Below are 24,309 nucleotides of genomic sequence, written 5' to 3' on the forward strand. Positions count from 1 at the left end.
GGTATACACATGCAGGGTTTGGTATGATAATACTACTGCCCAATATGCAAAAGAAAGGAACATCCATTTGAACGAACAAGAAACGATTCAGGAGAAAGCCATTTTAGTCGGATGTCAGCTGCCGCATATCACGGATGAGCATTTTGAAAATTCTATGGAAGAGCTAGCATCTCTGACGAAAACAGCAGACGGAAAAGTACTGACCAGCGTCACACAAAAACGGAACAGGGCTGACGCCGCTACATATATAGGAAAAGGGAAGGTAGAAGAGCTGAAGGCACTGGTGGAAGAGCTTGAAGCTGATCTCCTCATCTTTAATGATGAACTGTCGCCAAGTCAGCTGAAGTCATTGGCAACAGCAATTGAAGTGAAGATGATTGACCGCACGCAATTGATATTAGATATTTTTGCAAAGCGGGCGAGAACGAGAGAAGGCAAACTTCAAATTGAGCTGGCTCAGCTGCAATATGCACTGCCGCGTCTGACGGGACAAGGGATCAACCTTTCCCGGCAAGGCGGTGGAATTGGGGCAAGAGGTCCCGGGGAAACGAAACTGGAAACCGACCGCCGCCATATCAGAAATCGCATTCATGAAATCAACACACAGCTTTCCACTGTCATTCGCCATAGAAGCCGATACCGTGAAAGAAGAAAGAAAAACGGTGTGCTTCAAATTGCGCTTGTCGGCTATACAAACGCAGGGAAATCAACATGGTTCAACCGTCTGACGAGTGCTGACAGCTATGAAGAAGACCTCCTGTTTGCCACGCTCGATCCGATGACCAGAAAAATGGTCCTGCCAAGCGGCTACAGTGTTCTTCTATCAGATACAGTAGGATTTATTCAGGATCTTCCGACGACATTGATTGCTGCATTCCGCTCAACGCTTGAGGAAGTAAAAGAAGCGGATTTAATTCTGCATTTAATTGATTCTTCAAATGAGGATTATGCGGGACATGAAAAAACAGTGCTTCGGCTGCTTGAGGAGCTTGAAGCAGATGATATCCCGATGCTGACGGCTTACAATAAACGTGATCAAAAACTGCCTGATTTTATACCGACCGCCGGAAGGGATCACATTATGGTCAGTGCGAAATTTGAGGACGACGCTGCAGCCTTTAAAGAAGCGATTCAGCGCTATTTGCGCCAAGAACTGTTAACGTCTTTTGAAGCACATGTGCCGGCAAGTGAAGGGAAGCTCCTTTCCAGAATCAAATCGGAAACGATGGTAGACCGCTTCTATTTTAATGAAGAAAATGAACAGTATGACATATCCGGCTATGTCCAAGAAGAGCAAAGTATCATCGGTGAATTAAAGAAGTATATGTAGGAAGGAAATATAAAGACATGTTTGACACATTAACACACGGAGAATTATTGAAGAAAACGGCAATGGAAGTGGAAGCGGACATTGCCGGCATTCATAAACAAATAGAAGAAATCAGCGAGCGAAATGAGTGGAGAGTGCTTCAAAGCTATAGAAAACACAAAGTAAGCGACACTCATTTCACGCCGTCTACTGGATACGGCTATGATGATATCGGAAGAGACACGCTTGAAAGCATATATGCGGATGTGTTTGGCGGAGAAGCGGGGCTTGTAAGGCCGCAAATCATTTCAGGCACACATGCCATCTCAATTGCTTTGTTCGGTGTCCTCAGACCGGGGGACGAGCTCCTTTATATCACGGGCAAGCCGTATGATACGCTAGAGGAAATTGTGGGCGTCAGGGGTGGAGAAAACGCTGGATCGCTAAAGGATTTTCAAATCGGCTATAATGCGGTTGATCTGACGAAAGATGGAAAGATAGACTATGATGCAGTCGCCGCTGCGATCAATCCGAAAACCAAAGTAATCGGCATTCAGCGCTCAAAAGGATATGCGAATCGCCCTTCTTTCTTAATTAGTGAAATAAAAGAAATGATACGTTTTGTAAAAGAAATCAATGAAAACCTGATCGTCTTTGTGGATAACTGTTACGGAGAATTTGTGGAAGAGCTTGAGCCTTGCCATGTCGGAGCCGATCTGATGGCGGGATCTCTCATTAAAAATCCCGGCGGCGGCCTTGCGAAAACAGGCGGCTACCTCGTCGGAAAAGCGAAATGGATTGAAGCTTGCTCATACCGTATGACGTCACCAGGCATCGGCAGAGAAGCGGGGGCATCTCTTTACTCGCTCCAAGAAATGTACCAAGGCTTCTTTTTGGCGCCTCACGTTGTGTCTCAAAGTTTAAAGGGAGCGGTGTTTACAGCGAGATTCCTTGAAAAACTGGGCTTCACTTCAAACCCGAAATGGGATGCGAAAAGAACGGATTTGATACAATCCGTTGAGTTTTCTGACAGAGAAAAGATGATTGCTTTTTGCCAGGCTATTCAATTTGCATCGCCAATCAATGCTCATGTGACGCCTTATCCAGCCTACATGCCGGGATACGAAGATGATGTCATTATGGCAGCAGGCACTTTTATTCAAGGAGCAAGCATCGAATTATCAGCTGATGGCCCTATCCGCCCGCCGTATGTAGCGTATGTTCAGGGAGGATTAACCTATTCGCATGTGAAGAATGCCATATGCAGTGCAGTGGATTCATTGATGGAAAAGCAATTAATTTAAATTTTTTAAAAATTTCTCTGGATTCGATGTTAAGAATCCTTACATCTTATTGACACAAAATATAACATCACCTATAATGAAACTAAGTTAAGAAAAGGAGGAAATTGAGATGAGTGATAATATTCGCCGCTCAATGCCTTTATTTCCAATAGGAATTGTCATGCAGTTAACTGAGTTATCAGCAAGACAAATTCGATATTATGAGGAAAATGGACTGATATTTCCAGCCAGAAGTGAAGGGAATAGACGATTATTTTCATTTCATGATGTAGATAAACTGTTAGAAATCAAGCACCTGATAGAACAAGGTGTAAACATGGCAGGAATTAAACAGATTCTGGCGAAAGCCGAAGCCGAGCCAGAACAAAAACAAAGCGAGAAGACGAAAAAACCAATGAAACATGATCTGTCCGATGACGAACTGAGACAACTCCTGAAAAACGAGCTCATGCAAGCCGGCCGTTTTCAAAGAGGGAATACATTCCGTCAAGGCGACATGTCCCGCTTCTTTCATTAATCCGTTAGCAACTGTTTTGCTATATACATTTACCTTTTAAGAGGAGGAATTTTACCAAATGGCAAAGTACACTAGAGAAGATATCGAAAAATTAGTAAAAGAAGAAAACGTGAAGTATATCCGCCTTCAATTTACTGACATTCTTGGAACAATCAAGAATGTTGAGATTCCTGTAAGCCAGCTTGGAAAAGCGCTTGATAATAAAGTCATGTTTGACGGTTCTTCTATTGAGGGATTCGTTCGTATCGAAGAGTCAGACATGTACCTGTATCCAGATCTAAATACATTTGTTATCTTCCCATGGACAGCTGAAAAAGGTAAAGTAGCACGTTTCATCTGTGATATTTACAATCCGGATGGCACACCTTTCGAAGGTGACCCGCGAAACAACTTAAAACGGATTCTGAAAGAAATGGAAGACCTCGGCTTCAGTGATTTTAACCTTGGACCTGAGCCTGAATTCTTCTTATTCAAATTGGACGAAAAAGGCGAGCCGACGCTTGAACTAAACGACAAAGGCGGATATTTCGACTTAGCTCCAACTGATTTAGGAGAAAACTGCCGCCGCGATATCGTACTTGAGCTTGAAGAGATGGGCTTTGAAATCGAAGCGTCTCACCACGAAGTAGCACCTGGTCAGCACGAAATCGACTTTAAATATGCTGGAGCAGTCCGCTCTTGTGATGACATCCAAACATTTAAACTAGTTGTCAAAACAATTGCCCGCAAACACGGCCTGCATGCGACATTTATGCCAAAACCATTGTTCGGTGTGAACGGTTCAGGTATGCACTGCAATCTATCACTCTTCAAAAATGGTGTTAACGCATTCTTTGATGAAAGCGCAGATCTTCAGTTAAGTGAAACAGCGAAACACTTCATCGCAGGTATCGTGAAGCACGCAACAAGCTTTACAGCAGTAACAAACCCGACAGTAAACTCTTACAAACGTCTTGTTCCTGGCTATGAAGCACCTTGCTATGTAGCATGGAGCGCGCAAAACAGAAGCCCGCTTATCCGTATCCCGGCTTCTCGCGGCATCAGCACACGTGTTGAAGTACGCAGCGTAGACCCAGCTGCAAACCCATACCTTGCACTTAGCGTATTGCTTGCTGCAGGATTAGACGGAATCAAAAACAAACTGGAAGCGCCGGCTCCAATCGACCGCAACATCTATGTGATGAGCAAAGAAGAGCGCATGGAAAACGGAATCGTTGACCTTCCAGCAACACTTGCGGAAGCACTAGAAGAATTCAAATCAAACGAAGTCATGGTCAAAGCGCTGGGCGAGCACCTATTCGAACACTTCATCGAAGCAAAAGAAATCGAATGGGATATGTTCCGCACACAAGTACATCCTTGGGAGCGCGAACAATATATGTCTCAGTATTAATCTTTCAACCCCTTGGCACTATTGGTGTTAAGGGATTTTTTATGTTAATAGGTAATAATTTATGGAGCAGCACTGCTAAAAAGCAGGGTCACTTTTATCTATGTCACTAATAAGTCTATGTACTAAATTTTTAATTAGGGAAATAATTCCATGCTTAAGGAAGCAATACGCATAAATAATTCGACAAACTCTGTGATAATTCCATTGTTCAATACTTCTACCAGCAATAATAAGATGAGTGGGTAGATGTTTATCATTGACATCATAACCAAATAAATCAATAATTACGATGAAATCTAAATCAATTTTCAAAAAGGAGATTTTATGAAAAAATTGACTATCTTCTCCGGGGGATTAGGAGTGGTTTTTTCTATACTGGCTCAACTGTTTGCGGTTATAGATGACTCTTACACTTTGGGAAATTTATGGTTTTTAGGTGCTTTGGCGGGAATTATAACCATGCTTGCTTCAATCCAGACAAATAATAAACCAGTCTTCAACATATTATTAATTGCTAGTTCAGTAATAGGTCTACTTGGAACTGGTCTTGTATACATCATACCAACACTGTTCAATATAATAATAATTTATAAATTTTCAAAAGTAAGCCAATAATCCAATGGAAAAATTAGGGTTCTTTTTTTATTTAACATCCCTTTGACAAGGTCGGTGATGAATCGCAGAATGCTTATGCTTGCAACTGGACCACACAGCTGGGGTATCCGTGGGCATGATTATCGAACGCCATATTTCTAGGATACCGGAATTGAAACATTTGCTGAGGCATTTCGTGAAGCTGATCACCAAATGACCATTTTCATAGAGGCACGTCTAAAGAAGCTATCATAGGAGGACAACAATGTGTGGAAAGCTTTAAGTCAATTACTCAAGAAACAGAAAAATCAAAGCCCAAGCGATGAAGATTATATACAGATTCCAGAAAAGGATTTTAATCTAGAATTAAAACAAATGATATTTGAGTTGGAGAGCCAGGGGGAAGTAGTATCGAAAAAGCTGCAGAATAAGTATATAGATGTTTTTGAAGCACAGGGTAAACCAAACCTTAGCATCAAAATTTGTAGAGACATAGATGGAGATGTGCTAAATGATTTTACAGCTGAGAGATGTTTTGAAAAAGAGTACCGTTCACAAATAGCAATTAATTACTATCAACCTGCAATAGTCTGTGATGAAGAATTAGACTGTTTCACAATGGATTTGTGGTATTACTACGGTGGATATAAGGGTACAGGTTATGGAACATTATTCGATTTAAATAATAATGACTTAGAAAAAGAAATTGAAGAAACGCTAATATTTTTACTCAATGACAAACAATTCAAGAAATAAAAAAGAAAGCCGCAAAGAGCTTTCAATCAACGTTCATTTGCTTAGTTGTCTTGATCCTTGTCCATTTTATGTTGGTAAAGCAGGGTGGGGAACTAGGCACTCCATTCAGATATTTCTTTATTAACTCAGTCAATTTTTAAACGTTTCTTCACTTATATCTAGGATTTGATAAAAATAAAGAATAATTGTTTTTTTTTGTTATATTAAATATATAGCGTTGGAAATATGAAAGGTGGATTAAAAATGAAATATGATAAAGTTTTAGATTCAACATCTCCATATGGGCCTCAAGGTCTTTTGGAAAAAGAGGGGCTTTTAATATCTACTAGATTCTGGGCAAATACTCAAGCGGATATTCTTACTGGAACGGGTTTACCTGTGAGCGATGAAGAGATGAAAACTTATCTGGCTATACCGGATGACGTTGAAATTCCTCAAGATTTTCAAAAAATATATGATGTTTATAACGAATATAAACAGTTGTGTAACTGGTGGATGAAGAATTTATTCAGCAGTGTTCTTAATATGGTTAACGATATTAATAATATTGGATCCTTGGCAACTAGAACGATAAATAGTGATATAAAATTATTACAAATAATGTCTATCGATAGCAATGAACAAGGAAGACAAGAGGCTGCGAAGCAATTTCAGTCTTCCTGTTCAATGCTTGCTGGAGAACTCAATCAACAACAACAGTCTATAAAAGAGGTTCAAAACCAATTAAATTCCCTCCTTCAAGGTAGTAACGACTGTATAGGTGTTAGACAATTGAATAATTCTTTAGAAAAAGAAGTCGCATATTTAGATTCACAGTATAATGATGAGAGTGAGATACATGATTCAATAAATATGTTTTTAGAATTAAAAAAATTATTGGGTATATTTGTTGAAGGTCATGATATTAATGAGAAAGTAAAATTCAGCTTTGATCTAGGGCCTCTATTTGGTTTTATTGTATCTGAAATATTAGAGTGTTCTGATATACAATCAGTTAAACAACAAATTGATCATTTTCTGAATATGTTAAACAATATGGATGCACAACTTTCTTTAGAAGTAAAAGTTTTGGGGATGCTTCACAGTATCAATATAGACCTGGTTAATGTAATAGCCCAAGCAGAAAAGTCTAAGGAGTTTATAGGACAAATCGAAGGCATCTGGCATTCTATAGCAAATCAATTTTATTCACTCGCCCAAGGGTTTGAGAATGAGGATATCAATAAGCTTTCTGCGGATCTTGATCATGCTGCCGCCACTTGGGAAGCTGTTGCTAATAAAGCAAAAGGGTTTGTAACAAATTCATACCAAGGGTAAAAGAAAAATAAGGGCCTGAAAGGGCTCTTTTGCTTATAGTCATATTTCCCGAAGTATTACTTTTTTGGATTTATTGAATTTTAAAGCGTGTTTGTTGCACTGAATTCATAGTCAAAAGGGGAATGTTTTTATGCTTGGAATCAACGTTGAAAAATCAAATGAAAACTTAATTATCAATTGGCAGCTATCCAAAATTGAAATCCCAATCAAAGAAATCAATGATGTATTTCTTGATCCAAACTATGGGGGAGAGGAAAAAAGTGCAGTTAGGATCGGGTTTCCTTATGGCTCTACGGATAGGGTAGTGATTAAAACAGCAAATCACACTTACATTTTGTTCACCACTAATGCTGCTTTAATTATGAATAAAATTGTTTCTTTATAAACAGTTTATGCCCCTTTTAAATTTATTTATTAATGTTCTGTGTGGGAAAAATTTAATGAGGTGATTTAAGGAGGAGCATTTATGGAAGAAGGAAAGTTAGTTCACATGACTCTAGATGGTATTAAGAAAGCAGTTTCTAAATATGGTACATTCCCTATGTTTCATCATGGAGGATATGTCATGGAAGATGCTACTTTTCATTTCAAAGATCCTGCTAGTCCTCAAGAAATTAGCGATATAGAACAGAAGCTATGTGTTACTTTCCCTAATGACTATAAAGAGTTTTTGTTACAGCACAATGGGATGGAAATGTTTGATGGGATTGAAATACTTAGCTTAGAGGGAATCATTGAATATAATGAGGTTCAAGATTTCCCAGAGGGATACGTTTTAATTGGATATCATTTTGATGGAAGATATGTCATAGACACAAACAAATCAAAAAATGGATTAGGCTATATGCTATATCTAGACTCAATTGATGATATTGAAGATGCGATTAACTTAGATTCTAATTTCGAGATATGGTTTGATATGCTAGTGTCTTCAAATGGAACGAAATATTGGGAAGTAAATCCGAATCTCCAAGAGTATTATAAACTGGTTTCAGAATAACACTTCGGCAAAAGAAAAAATTATGACTAATTTCAACAACCAAAGAAACTGCAATTTGAGGGAAGTATAATGACAATTTACGAGCAAATTAAGGATGCTTTGAAAAATAAAATCAATGAGTTGGTTTCACCTCAAGAAGTAAAGAAAACCCTTCAAGAAAAATACGGAACTAATCCGGATAGCATTATTTTATCAGATTATTGTTATAACCGGTATAATAAGGGGATTTCTTTTAATAAGCACCTCTTTGAATATATGAATAGAAGTTCTTACAAATACTTAGGTGAAAACTCTCTTTATACAGGACTTATTTTCAGAAAATCAAAAGGGGAAGATAAGGAAGTTATCGTAGGCGAATGGGTAAACGGTGTTAAATCACTCCGAGAAGCTTCTGTTACTAATAACCAAATAAATGATCAAGCCGAAATCATTAGTAAAGAACAACTTGTAAACCTTTATAATGAATATAACCAAATCCTGAGATATGAAATGAATGTATTGAACTGTAAGCCTACAGAATTGAGGCATTTAATTGGCAGAATCGGTGAATTCATTTGTGCAATCCAAACCAACGGCACTCTGGCACGTCAAACTAATCAGCATGGATTTGATGCTGTGAGTGATGGCAGACGGATTAGTGTAAAAACAACAGCTCAATCAAGTGGTTTTATTTCGATAAATAAAAATACATTTTATGATTTTGATGATTTTTTTGTAGTTCAATACGTAAATGATGATTTTAAAGTTATTTTCTTCGGCTCAAAGGAAGAAGTGCAAAAAATAAGCAGAATTTATGGAAGCCAATACGAAGTTGAAATTTCACTTCTTAAAAAGCTTAATAAGGAATACCAATTAAATTAAACAATCTTGTTGGTAACAAACATCCTCTTACTTATTGTAAGAGGATGTTTGTTTAATTCTTACATATTTTATCTTTGCAATCTGGCTTACGAGTTGCATCCACAGTAAATGATCTTACTTCGTCTTTAGTTTTGTCATAAATTCCCCATATTACCCCTCAGAGAAGGATAGGGGGATTATTTTGGAGAATCATATTCCATTGCTTGTTCACAGTCAGTAATCCTTGAGTTGTTCTAGCAAGAGGCAATATTGTTGAATAAGAATAGTTTTAAAGAGGTTATTGTTGTCTTCATATTGAAATAAAGATTAAGTATATTAGAGGGGAGTTGCTTTAATGCACATAACAACAAAAAGGTTATTGATACGTGAATTTGAATTCAAAGATTGGCAAGCAGTATATGAGTATACATCTGATAGTAATGTAATGAAGTATATACCTGAAGGGGTTTATACTGAAGAAGATGCAAAGGCATTTGTAAATAAAAACAAAGGTGATAACGCTGAAAAATTCCCTGTCATACTAATAGATGAAGACTTTCTTATAGGCCATATTGTTTTTTATAAGTATTTTGGTGAACATACATACGAAATTGGGTGGGTGTTTAATCCCAATTATCAAAATAAAGGGTATGCTTCTGAGGCAGCCCAAGCTATCTTGGAATATGGATTTAAAGAAATGAACTTACATAGGATTATAGCTACGTGTCAACCTGAGAATATTCCTTCATACCGAGTTATGGAGAAGATCGGAATGAGAAGAGAAGGATTTTTTAAAAAATGTATTCCGAAAGGCAATGAATGGTGGGATGAATATTATTACGCTATTTTAGAGGAAGAGTGGAATTGTAAGAGGGGTAATGCAGGAATTTGAAACCATAACAGCTATAGAACGTATAGTGATAGTAGGGCTTATAGTGCTTAATATGAATGATGTGAGAGGGGTATCCAAATGCAAATTCATCTCACCAAAAGCGGAAAACAAGACAATCATCATAAATGGTTAGGAACTGTCTTGCTCAGTTGGGGAACATTCGTATTTGCTTTGTTTTTTGCTACTTTAGTCGGTTCAATGGCTAGCCAAGCAGGAGCTTCCAAGCTTTTGAAGCAAGGCATCCAAGCAGGTTTAGTCACATTAATAACTGTCCCGTTGCTCTACATTCTTCTTAAACGGATGTCTAGTAGACCCTTTTATTCTATAGGACTGTCTGGGTGGCGGCAAGCCATTCCGAAAGCCATAATAGGAGCAATATATGTGATTGTACTATCCGGGTCTGGTTTCGCTATCGCCCATTTATTAGGCTGGATCAAAGTTACACAATTTCACTTCTCTGTCCATTTAGTGACAGCATTGCTCTTAAATATGATTATCGCTTTCTTTTATGAAGCTTTTCCAGAGGAATTAACTTTTCGGGGGACGGTGTACTATGCTCTAAATAAGCGTTGGAACTGTTTTATGGCCTTACTCCTACAGCCGATCCTGTTTGTGCTTGCACCAATAACTGTAAGTGGCTTGCAATATATAGTTGGAATTGAATCATCTGCTATCACATTAGATTACATTGTTTTATTGTTGGGTTTTGGATTCATCCTTCAACTCCTGCGTATTGTAACAGGAAGCTTATGGACGTCTATCGCTTTTCATCTAGCCTTTCTTGAAAATTCTCGGTTCTTCGTCCTGCAGGGGGAGGAGCGCTTTATTACCTATGAAGAAATTGTTCCGGGAACAGGTGCGCTGTTTGTGATCTTTTTTATGTTGCTTATTGTCGGTACTCTACTATTAATACCTGTTGCAATAACTCGCCGAAATACTATTCAATTGCGGAAGAATGAGAAATGCGACCAAGATGTTTAATTTCTAAGTAGAACAGTAGTTTTAAGGAGGATCGACAATGTTGAAGAAGCATTCATTAAGAAAGAGGTTATAAACATGCAAGTTTTAAGGATTATATTTGTTCATGTCTTGTCCGCGTTATCAGCTGCTGTTGTTTATGTTTTTGGCATTGGTTATGACGGCTACATACCATACTTCCTAATAAGTGTTTTTCTCTTTATCTTTTATTTAATCTTTGCTGCACCTGTTCAATATTTCTTAAATCGCAATCCAAAAAGGTTTAACGCGAAATATTTACTCATATACATATTCTTTTCCTTCTTAGTATGGTTATTCTTCGCTTTCATTACTGATCCAAAAAACACCTTAAACTTTCTGATGGGATATGAAATTTACTTGTTTAGCATCTCATTTGCTGTGATATTTTGGATATGGGACTCGGTTTTTCTGCAAAACATTGGGAGGGTAGCAGCGTAGCTTAAATCATCATAATCCTTTTCCTTATGTACAGTCAAAAAACCCTTTCATTTACCGAATTATGCCATAATTGTGTAAGGGAGAGAGGGATGAAAAGGGTTAATCGTTTAACTTTGGTTTGCTTAGGCTTAGTCTCAAGTTTTAATCTTCCGAATGCTGAAGCAAAGCTAACGGTGGATTAAACAAATGTAGACTTTGTTTTGAGCGAGGAATCAACAATTGTCTTCATGGCAGATAATTTCGACCGGAATTCCGACCGCACTTGGTTATAAATTCACAATACACAATAATAAAGACTGTACTCTAAATATGAAACTTAGCAGAATAGCTCTAACTGATGGATATTTTCAAGGAGCGAGAAAGAATTCCAGGAAGTTATTTGGACTACAGTGCAGCAGATCGAGTAGAAGGTGATCAGTTGGAAATAACAAAAAGTTCAGGCTTCGGCGATGTGTGGATAAAAGGTACTTATGGATTTGAACATGAAGAGCGGGATTATTAAATTCAGCGAGGTCAAGGATCCATTATAAACTTAATGATCATTTTAAGTGATCAAAAATAACTAAAAGGTGAGAATATGATTAAATCAAAGGTAAAAACGATTATAGACCAAAGAAAGATCAGTATCCGGAAACTTTCCAGAGATATTGATCATGAGTATCCAACTGTCAGAAAGCTATATAATAACGAAATGGAGCGGTATCCGAGAGAGCTGTTTGATAAAGTCTGGCCCTATCAAAACATCGAACTGCATGAGTTGTTGATATTCCAAAAAGATCATATTCCTAAAGTGAGAATGTCTAAATGAAGATAATGGAGTATATGGAGGAAAGGTTTCAAAACCTCGAATTCATTCCTAGCATCTATAATCAATGGGGCATAGGAATCCATTTTTGTCTTGGGGAAAATATCTATCAACTCAAAGCAAATGAAGAATTGAATCTAAAGATGTTTCGGGTTGTATATGAACAAACCTCAATCATTTTTAATGAATTATTTGAACAAAACGATGACATATTCCTCGTAACGAATATGTATAAGCACAAGAAAGAGAAATGTATAAGAAAATTAAAGGTCTATCAACCGTTTCTAAAGTGTAAAAATCATTTGAATCAAATTCTGGTGAAGACATATCCCTACCCTTTCGAAATCAATAAAGCTGAAGAATACGAGATGCAACAATTTTCCTTGTTATGCAAACCTCGAGACTTACGTGTAACTGAATTACTTAAAGCAGCCAGTAACGAGGATTTTCCATTAAAACCGAAATTCGGAGGTTACTCTATTGATTACCCTGATGTTTTCTTTGTGAACATTACAAAAGACATTATTTTCTTTATCTATGATGATCGTGGATGTGAAGTCATAGCTCTTGATTTCAAACGAATACGTCCACTTTATGAAAAATATCACGACTGGGTAGAAGAGTATAAGTGCATGTAATACTCTTTCATAAAACGATTTATACCAGAAAAAGCAGAATTAGATTATGGGGGCCTTACATACTAAACGGTTATTGAAACTAAGAAACTTAGAATTTTTTCAGTTGGTATTGATGATGAGAGATCTGCATTTTTATTAGTACTTGATGAAAGATTAGTAGATTTTGATTCTCAAGGTGGAAACCTTATTAGTGTTTATTTAGTTACTCACTTTGAGTTATCTGATCAATCGTATAAAGATGTATTAAGCTTTAATGATGATCTTTTGGGTATGAAGCATAATTGTTCGTATTCAATGGATATTCTAAGCGTTAAAGAGGAATTTGATTTGATTTCCCATTTAATATGCTTGCAATAAAAAGCTATGTACAAGAATTAATAAAAATGTTAGGGATTGATATCACTCTGCCTGAAATGAAAGAAAGAGATTTTGACAAACTTTCTCAAGACTAAATAAAACTACAATTTTAAGGAGAACGGAGACTTGCTTTCAATATGAATGTTAAAAAAGCTGCAGCTGTTTTTTCAATCACTATTCCAATTATCTCAGCCATCTTAATTATTAATTTTTTTACAGGATTTATGTCAATTCCATGGCAAGGAATGCTGGTGTTTTTTCCATTATTACTTTCTCCTATAGGAATCATTTTAGCGTTCGTTTCAATAAAGACAAATAAACGGTGTGCTGTATATGGGATTGTCTTAAACGCAATTATGTTTTCTATTTCCTTTTTTCTGGTTTATCGGAGGGGCTTTGTTTTTTGGAGTTTAAAATCCGTTAAGCATTACGCTTATACATTGGTATTTTCGAGCTTGTCAAAAGAAGGAATAAAAAAATTTCAGAATTGCTTGGCTTTACTTTATTTTGAAAGGGGTCGAGTAAGATGGATAGGAAAAAGGATGAAATACAAAGAAAATATAGGGAATAATTGAGGGAGAAGAAAGATCGAGAAAAAGAAGATGGCAGTTCACATGCTTTTGAGATTGTTGTTGTAATAGCCATCATTATTTTAATGTTGTTCTTTAATTCAGTATCAAGGCCTTTTAGATAAAAGAATCCTTTTAAAATGACCTTCAATCCAATTCTGAGTACTGATACTCAATTTATTTTTCTTGTGAGAAAAGGGTTTAAATGAGTTTGTGGTATTTACTACATGAAACAAATTGAGGGCTTAAGAAAAATCAAGAAACAATTGAATCTTAGTAATCATACAACAAATATTAGGGAGGTAAAAATGAAATTGTATAATGAATTTATCAATATAGCTAAAACGTTTAATAAAGAGTTAGGCATAATTCCATTATTATATGGCTCTTTAGGTCTTGAAAGGGTAACTGGGTTGGACTTTTCCCCAGAAGATATTGATATCCTTATTCCTTTAATTTTTTTAGAGGAAAAGTGGGAAAAACTAAATAAACTTATGGAACTGCAAGGGTACAAAATGGTTGATTTACATGAGTATGAATTTAAAAAAACTAATACTAAAATAGGCATTGCTTACATCGAGGATTTAAAACCATTTGCAGATGTAGACTATAATAACTTAGAGGTATTTGAGGATGGTGGAGCGAAATATCATTTGCTAACGATTGATGATTACCTCAAGGTTTATAAAAAGTCTTTATTAGATGGCTATAGAAGAACAAAGAAGAACTATAAAGACCAAAGGAAAATCAATATATTGAATAAACTAATACAGAACTGATTTCTGTATTCCTCTTTTGTTCCAATTTCAATAACAAAGTCGCAACAAAAGACAACATGGAATTTGCTTGGATTCTTAATTTAATATTTAGATAAATAGTGTTTGGCTCATAACATAAGCCACTCTGGCCAATCCTTCTTTCAATTATGTTTCAAGACCAGACTTGTCATTAACCAAAACGCACGGCTAACAGTCTTCCATAATTATCTGTGATCAACTTTCTCAAACTCTAATTGCAGCTTACCGCTGCTAACCACTTCCTTGTTTCGCATAGTTCACATTGTTGCCATATGATTGAACATAAGAATCCTGTTTTCTTAGTCTTTGGAATGATTATGAGTAAGTAACAAACTGTAACAAAAAGACTGGGTGTCATTAATTGATACGTGCATTCTTAAATATTATTCGAGACAATGCTTAAACTTTCTGAAAAAGCTGTTGAAAAAGTCGAAAGGATTTTATAATATTAAATCAAGTTAGTTTGTTCGATCAACAAACTAATAAGATGAACTTTCATTGTCCACAAGATAAGGTCTTACTGAATATGGATGGAAGGGGGATAAGAGGGTCGATTTAATGGAGCTAAACAATATAAGAAACGAAAGAATGAGGCTTTTATCCTTTTCCAGGTATATAAGGTATGACGAAAAAAGATGAATTTTTTGCTTGCTGATCACCATATTTTTTTGCACTGTTTTGAAAGCGCTTTTATAAAAGTTTACTGACCGTAAATTCGAGAAATTGTTATACCGTTTCACACTGTTCCATATTAAAGGATCGAAAAGGGGAGAAATCATGCTCAGTGAAAATGTAAAGAAGATTAGCATGGTTGAAAAAGTTGGATATGCGTCTGGAGATTTTGCTTGTAATTTAATTTATGCAACAGTGTCTACGTATCTTTTGTTCTTCTATACAGATGTTTTTGGTTTATCGGCAGCAGCAGCCGGTACTATGTTTTTAGTGGTTAGAATAATCGACGCTCTCGCTGATCCTTTTATCGGAACAATAGTTGACAGAACGAACAGCAGATTTGGACGCTTTAGACCGTATCTTTTATTCGGAGCTTTTCCATTTGTCATACTGGCAATACTCTGTTTTACAACACCAGACTTTTCGGATATGGGGAAATTAATATATGCCTATATAACCTATGTTGGCTTGTCGCTTACATACACAACGATAAACGTTCCATATGGCGCGTTAACTTCTGCAATGACTAGAAATAATCAAGAAGTTGTTAGTATAACTTCTGTTCGCATGTTATTTGCGAATCTTGGGGGACTTGTCGTTGCATTTTTTGTTCCCTTACTGGCTGCTTATTTAAGCGATACTTCCGGCAACGAGTCTCTTGGCTGGCAACTAACCATGGGTATTTTGGGAATGATAGGCGGGTGCCTTTTAATCTTTTGTTTTAAAAGCACAAAAGAGCGGGTCACTCTTCAAAAATCCGAAGAAAAAATTAAATTTACGGATATATTTGAGCAGTTTCGTGTTAATCGTCCACTTGTTGTATTAAGTATTTTCTTTATTATTATTTTTGGAGTGAATTCCATCAGTAATTCGGTTGGCATTTACTACGTAACGTATAACTTAGAAAGAGAGGATTTGGTGAAGTGGTACGGTTTGATAGGAAGCTTGCCCGCTTTGGTCATTTTACCGTTTATTCCAAGGCTTCATCAATTTTTGGGGAAAAAGAAATTACTAAACTATGCATTATTACTGAATATTATCGGCCTCTTAGCTTTACTGTTTGTTCCGCCAAGTAATGTTTACCTCATACTTGTCTGTCGATTAATCGCTGCTGCTGGAAGTCTCACTGCCGGGGGATATATGTGGGCGCTTATTCCTGAAACAATTGAATATGGAGAGTACAGGACTGGGAAAAGAATGGGTGGGCTCATTTACGCTATAATCGGATTTTTCTTTAAGTTTGGTATGGCCTTAGGAGGAGTTGTTCCGGGTCTGGTTCTTGATAAGTTTGGATATGTAGCAAATCAGGCACAAACCCCGACGGCATTAATGGGGATTTTAATTACAACAACCATTATTCCCGTGTTCTTGCTTGTTCTAGCTTTAATTGATATTAATTTCTATAACTTAGATGAGAAAAAATATAAAAACATGGTTCGAGAATTAGAGAATAGAGACAAAGTTTATTTGGATCATATTGATGATTTCAAGGCTTAAAAAAGAAAATAAACTGAGGAGGAGTCCCAAATGAAGATTACCAATCCCGTACTTAAAGGATTCAATCCCGATCCAAGTATTTGTAGAGCAGGAGAGGATTATTATATCGCTGTATCTACATTTGAGTGGTTTCCGGGAGTCCAGATACACCACTCAAAAGATTTAGTAAATTGGCACTTAGTTGCACATCCATTACAGAGAGTTTCACAATTAGACATGAAAGGAAACCCAAATTCAGGTGGAGTTTGGGCACCATGTTTAAGCTATAGTGATGGGAAGTTTTGGCTGATCTATACGGATGTTAAGGTAGTAGATGGCGCATGGAAAGATTGTCACAATTATTTAGTTACCTGTGAAACGATTAATGGTGATTGGGGGGAGCCGATTAAATTAAATAGCTCGGGGTTTGATGCTTCTTTGTTCCATGATACGGATGGAAAAAAGTATTTATTAAATATGTTATGGGATCACCGTATTGATCGGCACTCATTTGGAGGAATTGTTATACAGGAATATTCTGATAAAGAGCAAAAATTAATCGGTAAACCAAAAGTTATATTTGAAGGAACGGATAGAAAACTGACAGAAGCTCCGCACCTTTATCATATCGGGAACTATTATTATTTATTAACTGCAGAAGGAGGAACACGGTACGAACATGCTGCTACAATTGCCCGTTCTGCAAATATAGAGGGGCCATATGAAGTTCATCCCGATAATCCAATCTTAACGTCATGGCATGACCCAGGAAATTCATTGCAAAAATGTGGTCATGCATCCATTGTTCAAACACATACAGATGAGTGGTATTTAGCTCATTTAACAGGACGTCCTATTCATCCTGACGATGATTCAATTTTTCAGCAGAGAGGATACTGTCCTTTGGGCAGAGAAACAGCTATTCAAAAACTTTACTGGAAAGATGAATGGCCCTATGTAGTAGGTGGAAAAGAAGGAAGCTTGGAGGTAGATGCACCTTCTATACCCGAAACAATATTTGAAGCAACGTACCCGGAAGTTGATGAATTTGAGGATTCAACATTAAATATAAATTTTCAAACTTTAAGGATTCCATTCACGAATGAATTAGGTTCATTGACTCAAGCGCCAAATCATTTACGATTATTCGGTCATGAATCATTGACCTCGACATTTACTCAGGCATTTGTAGCCAGACGCTGGCAAAGTCTCCATTTTGAAGCCGAAACTGCTGTTGAGTTTTATCCGGAAAATTTTCAACAAGCCGCTGGATTAGTGAATTACTACAATACAGAGAACTGGACGGCTCTTCAAGTCACGCATGATGAAGAACTTGGCCGCATTCTTGAATTAACAATATGTGACAACTTTTCTTTTTCACAGCCATTACACAATAAAATTGTTATTCCTCGTGAAGTAAAGTATGTATATTTAAGAGTAAATATTGAAAAGGACAAATATTATTATTTCTATTCTTTTAACAAAGAAGATTGGCACAAAATTGACATTGCACTGGAATCGAAAAAATTATCAGATGATTACATCCGTGGGGGAGGATTCTTCACAGGGGCCTTTGTAGGGATGCAATGCCAAGATACCAGTGGTAATCATATTCCGGCCGACTTTAGATATTTTCGTTATAAAGAAAAATAATTTGCACATGAAAAAGGAGATTTCTATTTTAGAACTCCTTTTTCATATGAGAAGGTGCCTATGTCACTATTGCTTCAGAAATACTCCTAGAATAAAAAAACTCATCTTTAAAGATGAGCTGTCCATTCCATTAAAATTACATTGTAACCATGTCCAGAAAATGATCAATCACAATGGAGGACATTCCTAATGCCGGCGCATTCTGTCCTAAGGAAGATGGCAATAATTCATAGCTATTGCCTAATTGGGAATAAACCCTTGACGACACTTCACTTCTCATTGAATTTAAAACCATAGGATGCGATTCAATTATGCTATTTCTTAAAATTACGGCCTGTGGGTTGAAAGTATTTAAAATATTGGTAAGGCCTATTCCTAAATAGAATCCAAAATTCTGTAATGCGTTTAAGGTTCCGATATCATTCAGATGGGCGAGGTCTATGATATCTTGATAGGACAGTTTTTTCTCTTTGGTCTGAAGAGATTTTAATAAAGCCTTCTCTGAAGCATACAATTCCCAGCAGCCTCGGTTTCCGCAACTGCATTTAGGACCATTAAAGTCTATTGTCATATGTCCCATTTCTCCAGAGAAGCCGCTTACTCCTCTATATAAATGATTGTTGATAATAACACCGATCCCTATTCCTGTGCTGATACTTACGTAAATAATGTTATCGTGATTTTTTGCAGCTCCAAATACTTTTTCTCCATATGCGCCAGCATTTGCCTCATTTTCAATAAAAACAGGCACATTGTACTTCTCTTGTATTGAAGATTTTAAGTCAATATCTCTCCAGTTGGAGTTCGGAGTGAAAACAATTTTTTGATCTTTATCAATGAGTCCAGGCACGCAAATACCTATACCAATAAGCCCGTACGGAGATTGGGGCATTTGCGTAATAAAGTGATGAATCATATCAATCAAAATGTCTTTCGTTATTTCTGGAGAATTGGATTCCAAATGGCGGTATTGATCAAGAACGATTGTTCCTTCAAGGTCTGTTAAAATGCCATTGATATAATCCACACCAACATCTATTCCTACGGAGTATCCTGCCTTTTTATTAAAAACAAGCATGACAGGTCTTCTTCCGCCACTTGATTGTCCTTGACCTATTTCAAATACCAGATTTTCTTTCATTAACGTGCTTACCTGTGATGAGACAGTTGATTTATTTAATCCAGTCATTTCAGATAATTTTGCTCTTGAAATAGGTGAATTTTTAAGTATTTCTTTTAATAATAACTTTTGATTTACTTTTTTAACAAAGGCTTGATCTGCGATATCCACTTCATCCACTCCATTTGTATAACCTTTAAATTAAGTATGAACATAGTACATAGCGAATCTTATCTTTATTATATCTAATATGTTCATAAAAAACTAAAAAAAATATTGAAAATACTGACGAGGTTATATAAGATGAAAATAAGTTAGTTTGTTTAAACAACAAACTAATAGGTAACTTACAAGATGAAATAAAATGCATTTGTATTTGAATGATCATGTTTTGAATTTATTTTTAAGGGGGAAATTACATGGCTCAATCTCATTCCAGTTCAATCAACTATTTTGGAAGCGCAAACAAAGTGGTTTACGAAGGGAAAGATTCGACTAATCCTTTAGCATTTAAATATTATAATCCTCAAGAAGTAATCGGCGGAAAAACGATGAAAGAGCATTTGCGATTTTCTATTGCCTATTGGCATACATTTACCGCTGATGGAACAGACGTTTTTGGAGCAGGTACGATGCAAAGACCATGGGATCACTATAAAGGCATGGATCTAGCGAAGATGAGAGTAGAAGCAGCATTTGAGATGTTTGAAAAACTAGATGCACCATTCTTTGCTTTTCATGACCGGGATATTGCACCAGAAGGCAGTACGCTAAAAGAGACAAACCAAAATTTAGATATGATCGTGGGCATGATTAAAGATTACATGAGAAATAGCGGCGTTAAGCTATTATGGAATACCGCAAACATGTTTACGAATCCCCGTTTCGTCCATGGTGCCGCGACTTCTTGCAATGCAGATGTGTTTGCGTATGCTGCAGCACAAGTGAAAAAAGGGTTAGAAACAGCAAAAGAGCTTGGCGCTGAGAACTATGTATTTTGGGGCGGCCGTGAAGGATATGAAACATTGTTAAATACCGATTTAAAATTTGAGCTTGATAATTTGGCTAGATTTATGCATATGGCAGTGGATTATGCGAAGGAAATCGGGTACACAGGGCAGTTTTTGATTGAGCCAAAACCAAAAGAGCCGACCACCCATCAATACGATACAGATGCAGCAACAACCATTGCCTTTTTGAAGCAATATGGCTTAGACAATCATTTTAAATTAAATCTTGAAGCCAATCATGCCACATTAGCCGGGCATACATTCGAACATGAATTACGCATGGCAAGAGTACATGGTCTGCTTGGCTCTGTTGACGCAAACCAGGGTCATCCTCTTTTAGGCTGGGACACGGATGAATTTCCGACGGATTTATATTCTACGACATTAGCAATGTACGAAATCCTGCAAAATGGCGGCCTTGGAAGCGGCGGATTAAACTTTGACGCGAAGGTCAGAAGATCTTCTTTCGAGCCTGATGATCTAATATATGCCCATATTGCAGGGATGGATGCATTTGCAAGAGGATTGAAAGTTGCCCACAAATTAATCGAAGATCGTGTGTTTGAAGATGTGATTCAACATCGTTACCGCAGCTTTACTGAAGGGATTGGTCTTGAAATTATAGAAGGAAGAGCTAATTTCCACACACTTGAGCAATATGCGCTAAATCATAAATCAATTAAAAACGAATCTGGAAGACAGGAGAAATTAAAAGCGATATTGAACCAATACATTTTAGAAGTATAACAGGATAAGCTCCAGATCCTGCTATCAATACCAAATCACTGAATTACCCGTCATGATTCCTTTCCTATTGCTTGTTGTTATGACGGGTAACTTCTATAATTAGGATTTATTTAGAGTGAATGGTTTTTTAAAAGGGCAAGGAGTGAAAAAATGAAGTATGTCATTGGAATAGATCTTGGAACGAGTGCTGTTAAAACCATTTTAGTTAACCAAAACGGCAAGGTTTGTGCAGAAACGTCCAAAAGGTATCCGCTCATCCAAGAGAAGGCGGGATATAGTGAGCAAAATCCTGAAGACTGGGTGCAGCAAACAATTGAAGCATTGGCTGAATTGGTTTCTATATCCAATGTTCAAGCCAAGGATATTGACGGGATAAGCTATTCGGGACAAATGCATGGATTAGTACTGCTTGACCAAGATCGTCAGGTGTTACGTAATGCAATTCTTTGGAATGATACCAGAACAACGCCTCAATGTATAAGGATGACCGAGAAATTTGGCGATCATCTTCTTGACATCACAAAAAACCGTGTTTTAGAAGGGTTTACATTACCTAAAATGTTATGGGTAAAGGAACATGAACCTGAACTTTTTAAAAAAGCTGCTGTGTTTTTGCTTCCGAAAGACTATGTGCGATTCCGTATGACCGGTGCCATTCACACCGAATACTCCGATGCAGCAGGAACTTTACTTTTACATATTACTCGCAAGGAGTGGAGCAATGATATTTGCAATCAAATTGGTATTTCTGCAGATATTTGTCCTCCGCTTGTTGAATCTCATGATTGTGTAGGGTCGCTGCTTCCGCACGTTGCCGCCAAGACCGGGCTATTAGAAAAAACAAAAGTGTACGCTGGGGGAGCAGATAATGCTTGCGGCGCTATTGGAGCAGGTATCCTTTCTTCCGGAAAAACATTATGCAGTATTGGGACGTCAGGGGTCATACTTTCCTACGAAGAAGAAAAAGAAAGAGACTTTAAAGGGAAAGTCCACTTTTTTAATCATGGAAAAAAGGATTCTTTTTATACGATGGGCGTCACGCTCGCTGCAGGATACAGCTTGGACTGGTTTAAAAGAACGTTTGCACCAAACGAATCGTTTGAGCAATTATTGCAGGGGGTGGAAGCTATTCCGATAGGAGCCAATGGACTGCTATACACTCCTTATTTGGTTGGTGAAAGAACGCCGCATGCTGATTCTTCTATTCGGGGAAGCTTGATCGGAATGGATGGAGCCCATAATAGAAAGCATTTTTTGAGGGCAATAATGGAAGGTATCACATTCTCTTTACATGAATCAATTGAGCTATTCCGCAAAGCGGGAAAATCAGTTCATACTGTTGTTTCTATTGGTGGGGGAGCTAAAAATGATACGTGGCTGCAAATGCAAGCTGATATTTTCAATACGAGGGTAATTAAGTTAGAAAATGAACAAGGGCCAGCTATGGGGGCTGCAATGCTGGCTGCCTTTGGAAGCGGATGGTTTGAATCCCTTGAAGAATGTGCAGAGCAGTTCATTCGTGAGGCTGCTGCATTTTATCCAAAGGCACAAAATGTTCAAAAATATAAAACACTATTTGATTTGTATAAGAACATTTATACTCACACAAAGGATCTCAATACAGCTTTGAAGAGCTTTCGAAAAAACTAATGATGTTATTGTCCGGAGATCAACCGAAAAACAATTAATGATCAATCATCATCAAAGGCCTTTGATGACATGGCTGCCTTCTTTTGAAAAGATGGTGAGAATAAGGTATCGCAACCTTTAAACAGTATTGGAGTTTCCAGCAGACAAAACGAACGAGCGGAACCGTATTCTGTCAGCGAACACTTCAAGAAGTGGGGAAGCTTAGGAATGCCAATGGGTAAGATGTATGAAACCGCGCTAACGACGGTAGAGGGATCTCTTGATTTTTGATGAAATAGGAAGGATGTTTACACACAAATAACCCCCTCACATTGACGTGAAGGGGTGTTTTTTATTGTTACTATACAGCGGAAATTTTACAGGCTAGTTGCATGATTTTAGCTTGATAAGCAGAATGGAAACTAGACACGCCATCATCTCTTTCTCATTCTTTGGAAACTGCATTCTGCTAGGTTTGCTGCTTTTTTTAACAAACAGTGTTTTTCTATTTCACACAGCCATTAAATCCTCTGTTCGTCACAAAACCGCTCTTACTCCAAATTGACAGTTTATCTGATTTTGCTTCTTGCTCATCTAGTCTGAATTGGTCTATGTATTTTGTGTTAGGCTCATATACATATGCTACTCTGGCCAATCCCTCTTTCAATAATGTCTCTTGAACAGATTTGCCGTCAACATATACGTATGCTAACAGTCTTCCATACTTATCTCTGCGATCGCCTTTATCAAATTCCAGCTGTAGCTTACCGCTGTTGACCAATTCTTTATTTCGTTTCGACGCATCCTCACCGTATGGTTGAACACAAGAATTTGGTTTCTTCGTCTCAGGTGTATCAACGAGCAAGTAGCGAACTGTGTCTTTCTTTCCGTTGTAAATAACCTTAATCGTATCTCCATCTATTGCTCTATCTAATGTAACATTGACCAATTTCTTCTGCTTTTTTGAATGAGGCGTGCCGGCCTTTTGTTCTGTCTGATTATATTCATTAGATTGAGTATCTTGAGAGACTTGCTCCGTCCCATTAGAATCTGAATGGTTTTTGGCTGCGTGATGTGATCCGCAAGCTGCCAAAGTAATACTTAAAACGATTGCGATCATACTGATCAAAATCTTCTTCATATTGATTCCCTCTTTATCATTTTCTCTTTTCGCGATTAAACATCATCATTATAACGATATGGACATTTTTTGTGAATGGAAAACTTCAAGGGAACTTATAACACTCAAATTGCCAATAGTTAACTTCACAACGAGATGATCAAAACATCACCATCACATAGCGGAAATAAATAATCCTGAAAATAATATTGACTGAAAATGCTTTTGGAATTATGATAATATGAGAAATGACAATGATGTGACAAAAACATTACTACAACATAACAATTAATAGCTTAGGTTTATTCTATTGACTAAAAATGTAAACGGTTACAAATCCAGAGGCGAAAATCTAAG

At 37.1% G+C, this 24,309-nt stretch carries 22 protein-coding genes and 6 pseudogenes; 25 read left to right on the forward strand and 3 right to left on the reverse strand.

Annotated features, from left to right (window positions below; all coding sequences use genetic code 11):
- Positions 1-67 precede the first annotated feature (67 nt).
- The 20 genes and pseudogenes from hflX to NYE20_RS10745 all read left to right on the forward strand — a co-directional run bounded on the left by hflX (position 68) and on the right by NYE20_RS10745 (position 14,507).
- Positions 68-1,330 carry a GTPase HflX gene (gene hflX, locus NYE20_RS10650; RefSeq protein ID WP_003245432.1) on the forward strand — a complete coding sequence of 421 codons (1,263 nt, stop codon included), beginning with the start codon at positions 68-70 and terminating at the stop codon, positions 1,328-1,330.
- Positions 1,331-1,347: 17 nt separating this feature from the next.
- Positions 1,348-2,613 carry an aminotransferase class I/II-fold pyridoxal phosphate-dependent enzyme gene (locus tag NYE20_RS10655; protein WP_029317829.1) on the forward strand — a complete coding sequence of 422 codons (1,266 nt, stop codon included), beginning with the start codon at positions 1,348-1,350 and terminating at the stop codon, positions 2,611-2,613.
- A gap of 109 nt (positions 2,614-2,722) precedes the next feature.
- Positions 2,723-3,130 carry a transcriptional repressor GlnR gene (gene glnR / locus NYE20_RS10660; protein WP_014476884.1) on the forward strand — a complete coding sequence of 136 codons (408 nt, stop codon included), beginning with the start codon at positions 2,723-2,725 and terminating at the stop codon, positions 3,128-3,130.
- A 58-nt stretch (positions 3,131-3,188) separates the two neighbouring features.
- Complete coding sequence (glnA, locus tag NYE20_RS10665; RefSeq protein ID WP_015252037.1) at positions 3,189-4,523, forward strand: type I glutamate--ammonia ligase; 1,335 nt, start codon at positions 3,189-3,191, stop codon at positions 4,521-4,523.
- A gap of 324 nt (positions 4,524-4,847) precedes the next feature.
- Entirely contained in the window at positions 4,848-5,138 is a 291-nt protein-coding gene (locus tag NYE20_RS10670) for a hypothetical protein (RefSeq protein WP_161621592.1), read from the forward strand.
- A 246-nt stretch (positions 5,139-5,384) separates the two neighbouring features.
- Positions 5,385-5,873 (forward strand): hypothetical protein, encoded by a 489-nt coding sequence (locus NYE20_RS10675; protein ID WP_041850804.1) that lies wholly within the window; start codon positions 5,385-5,387, stop codon positions 5,871-5,873.
- Positions 5,874-6,926: 1,053 nt separating this feature from the next.
- Positions 6,927-7,190: pseudogene (locus NYE20_RS10680) on the forward strand (hypothetical protein); the annotation flags it as partial.
- A 130-nt stretch (positions 7,191-7,320) separates the two neighbouring features.
- Positions 7,321-7,575: a hypothetical protein gene (locus tag NYE20_RS10685; RefSeq protein ID WP_015252034.1), complete on the forward strand. Its 255-nt coding sequence runs from the start codon at positions 7,321-7,323 to the stop codon at positions 7,573-7,575.
- A gap of 180 nt (positions 7,576-7,755) precedes the next feature.
- Positions 7,756-8,190 (forward strand): SMI1/KNR4 family protein, encoded by a 435-nt coding sequence (locus NYE20_RS10690; protein ID WP_080351423.1) that lies wholly within the window; start codon positions 7,756-7,758, stop codon positions 8,188-8,190.
- Positions 8,191-8,259: 69 nt separating this feature from the next.
- Complete coding sequence (locus NYE20_RS10695) at positions 8,260-9,051, forward strand: hypothetical protein (RefSeq protein WP_161621594.1); 792 nt, start codon at positions 8,260-8,262, stop codon at positions 9,049-9,051.
- A gap of 334 nt (positions 9,052-9,385) precedes the next feature.
- Complete coding sequence (locus tag NYE20_RS10700) at positions 9,386-9,922, forward strand: GNAT family protein (protein WP_049140100.1); 537 nt, start codon at positions 9,386-9,388, stop codon at positions 9,920-9,922.
- Positions 9,923-10,000: 78 nt separating this feature from the next.
- Positions 10,001-10,903: a CPBP family intramembrane glutamic endopeptidase gene (locus NYE20_RS10705; protein ID WP_049140103.1), complete on the forward strand. Its 903-nt coding sequence runs from the start codon at positions 10,001-10,003 to the stop codon at positions 10,901-10,903.
- Between the two features lie 75 nt (positions 10,904-10,978).
- Complete coding sequence (locus NYE20_RS10710; protein WP_049140105.1) at positions 10,979-11,359, forward strand: UPF0715 family protein; 381 nt, start codon at positions 10,979-10,981, stop codon at positions 11,357-11,359.
- Positions 11,360-11,696: 337 nt separating this feature from the next.
- On the forward strand, positions 11,697-11,861 hold the full coding sequence (locus tag NYE20_RS10715) for a hypothetical protein (protein ID WP_154213091.1): 165 nt from the start codon (positions 11,697-11,699) through the stop codon (positions 11,859-11,861).
- A 75-nt stretch (positions 11,862-11,936) separates the two neighbouring features.
- Positions 11,937-12,167: a helix-turn-helix transcriptional regulator gene (locus tag NYE20_RS10720; RefSeq protein WP_032725791.1), complete on the forward strand. Its 231-nt coding sequence runs from the start codon at positions 11,937-11,939 to the stop codon at positions 12,165-12,167.
- Complete coding sequence (locus NYE20_RS10725) at positions 12,164-12,802, forward strand: DUF3885 domain-containing protein (protein WP_161621595.1); 639 nt, start codon at positions 12,164-12,166, stop codon at positions 12,800-12,802. Before NYE20_RS10720 ends, NYE20_RS10725 begins: the two co-directional genes overlap by 4 nt.
- 108 nt (positions 12,803-12,910) lie before the next feature.
- A pseudogene (locus NYE20_RS10730) lies at positions 12,911-13,254 on the forward strand (hypothetical protein).
- A 42-nt stretch (positions 13,255-13,296) separates the two neighbouring features.
- A pseudogene (locus NYE20_RS10735) lies at positions 13,297-13,573 on the forward strand (hypothetical protein).
- Between the two features lie 112 nt (positions 13,574-13,685).
- Positions 13,686-13,853 (forward strand): annotated as a pseudogene (locus NYE20_RS10740) (hypothetical protein).
- A gap of 183 nt (positions 13,854-14,036) precedes the next feature.
- On the forward strand, positions 14,037-14,507 hold the full coding sequence (locus tag NYE20_RS10745) for a nucleotidyltransferase family protein (RefSeq protein WP_161621799.1): 471 nt from the start codon (positions 14,037-14,039) through the stop codon (positions 14,505-14,507).
- A gap of 85 nt (positions 14,508-14,592) precedes the next feature.
- Here the strand turns inward: NYE20_RS10745 and NYE20_RS10750 are convergent.
- Positions 14,593-14,862 (reverse strand): annotated as a pseudogene (locus tag NYE20_RS10750) (thermonuclease family protein); the annotation flags it as partial.
- A 440-nt stretch (positions 14,863-15,302) separates the two neighbouring features.
- On the opposite strand from NYE20_RS10750, the gene NYE20_RS10755 reads away from it, so the two are divergent.
- Together NYE20_RS10755 and xynB are read left to right on the forward strand one after the other, a co-directional pair.
- The gene (locus NYE20_RS10755; protein WP_032725796.1) at positions 15,303-16,694 is read left to right on the forward strand and encodes an MFS transporter; all 1,392 of its coding nucleotides are present in this window, start codon (positions 15,303-15,305) and stop codon (positions 16,692-16,694) included.
- A gap of 30 nt (positions 16,695-16,724) precedes the next feature.
- Positions 16,725-18,326 (forward strand): xylan 1,4-beta-xylosidase, encoded by a 1,602-nt coding sequence (xynB, locus tag NYE20_RS10760; RefSeq protein ID WP_021479228.1) that lies wholly within the window; start codon positions 16,725-16,727, stop codon positions 18,324-18,326.
- A gap of 136 nt (positions 18,327-18,462) precedes the next feature.
- Here xynB and NYE20_RS10765 read toward each other — a convergent pair whose 3' ends face one another.
- The gene (locus NYE20_RS10765) at positions 18,463-19,617 is read right to left on the reverse strand and encodes a xylose repressor (protein WP_038827888.1); all 1,155 of its coding nucleotides are present in this window, start codon (positions 19,615-19,617) and stop codon (positions 18,463-18,465) included.
- A gap of 248 nt (positions 19,618-19,865) precedes the next feature.
- Here NYE20_RS10765 and xylA point away from each other — a divergent pair, with 248 nt between their 5' ends.
- The 3 genes and pseudogenes from xylA to NYE20_RS10780 all read left to right on the forward strand — a co-directional run.
- Entirely contained in the window at positions 19,866-21,203 is a 1,338-nt protein-coding gene (xylA, locus tag NYE20_RS10770) for a xylose isomerase (RefSeq protein ID WP_041850794.1), read from the forward strand.
- Positions 21,204-21,353: 150 nt separating this feature from the next.
- Positions 21,354-22,853: a xylulokinase gene (gene xylB, locus NYE20_RS10775; protein WP_021479226.1), complete on the forward strand. Its 1,500-nt coding sequence runs from the start codon at positions 21,354-21,356 to the stop codon at positions 22,851-22,853.
- 104 nt (positions 22,854-22,957) lie between these two features.
- Positions 22,958-23,123 (forward strand): annotated as a pseudogene (locus NYE20_RS10780) (glycoside hydrolase family 11 protein); the annotation flags it as partial.
- Between the two features lie 214 nt (positions 23,124-23,337).
- Here the strand turns inward: NYE20_RS10780 and yncB are convergent.
- A complete protein-coding gene (gene yncB / locus NYE20_RS10785; protein WP_326153937.1) occupies positions 23,338-23,973 on the reverse strand; it encodes an endonuclease YncB in 636 nt (211 codons plus the stop codon).
- Between the last annotated feature and the right edge of the window lie 336 nt (positions 23,974-24,309).

It is taken from the genome of Bacillus sp. FSL R5-0416 (genome assembly GCF_037975425.1).
Classification (GTDB): Bacteria; Bacillota; Bacilli; order Bacillales; family Bacillaceae; genus Bacillus; species Bacillus subtilis.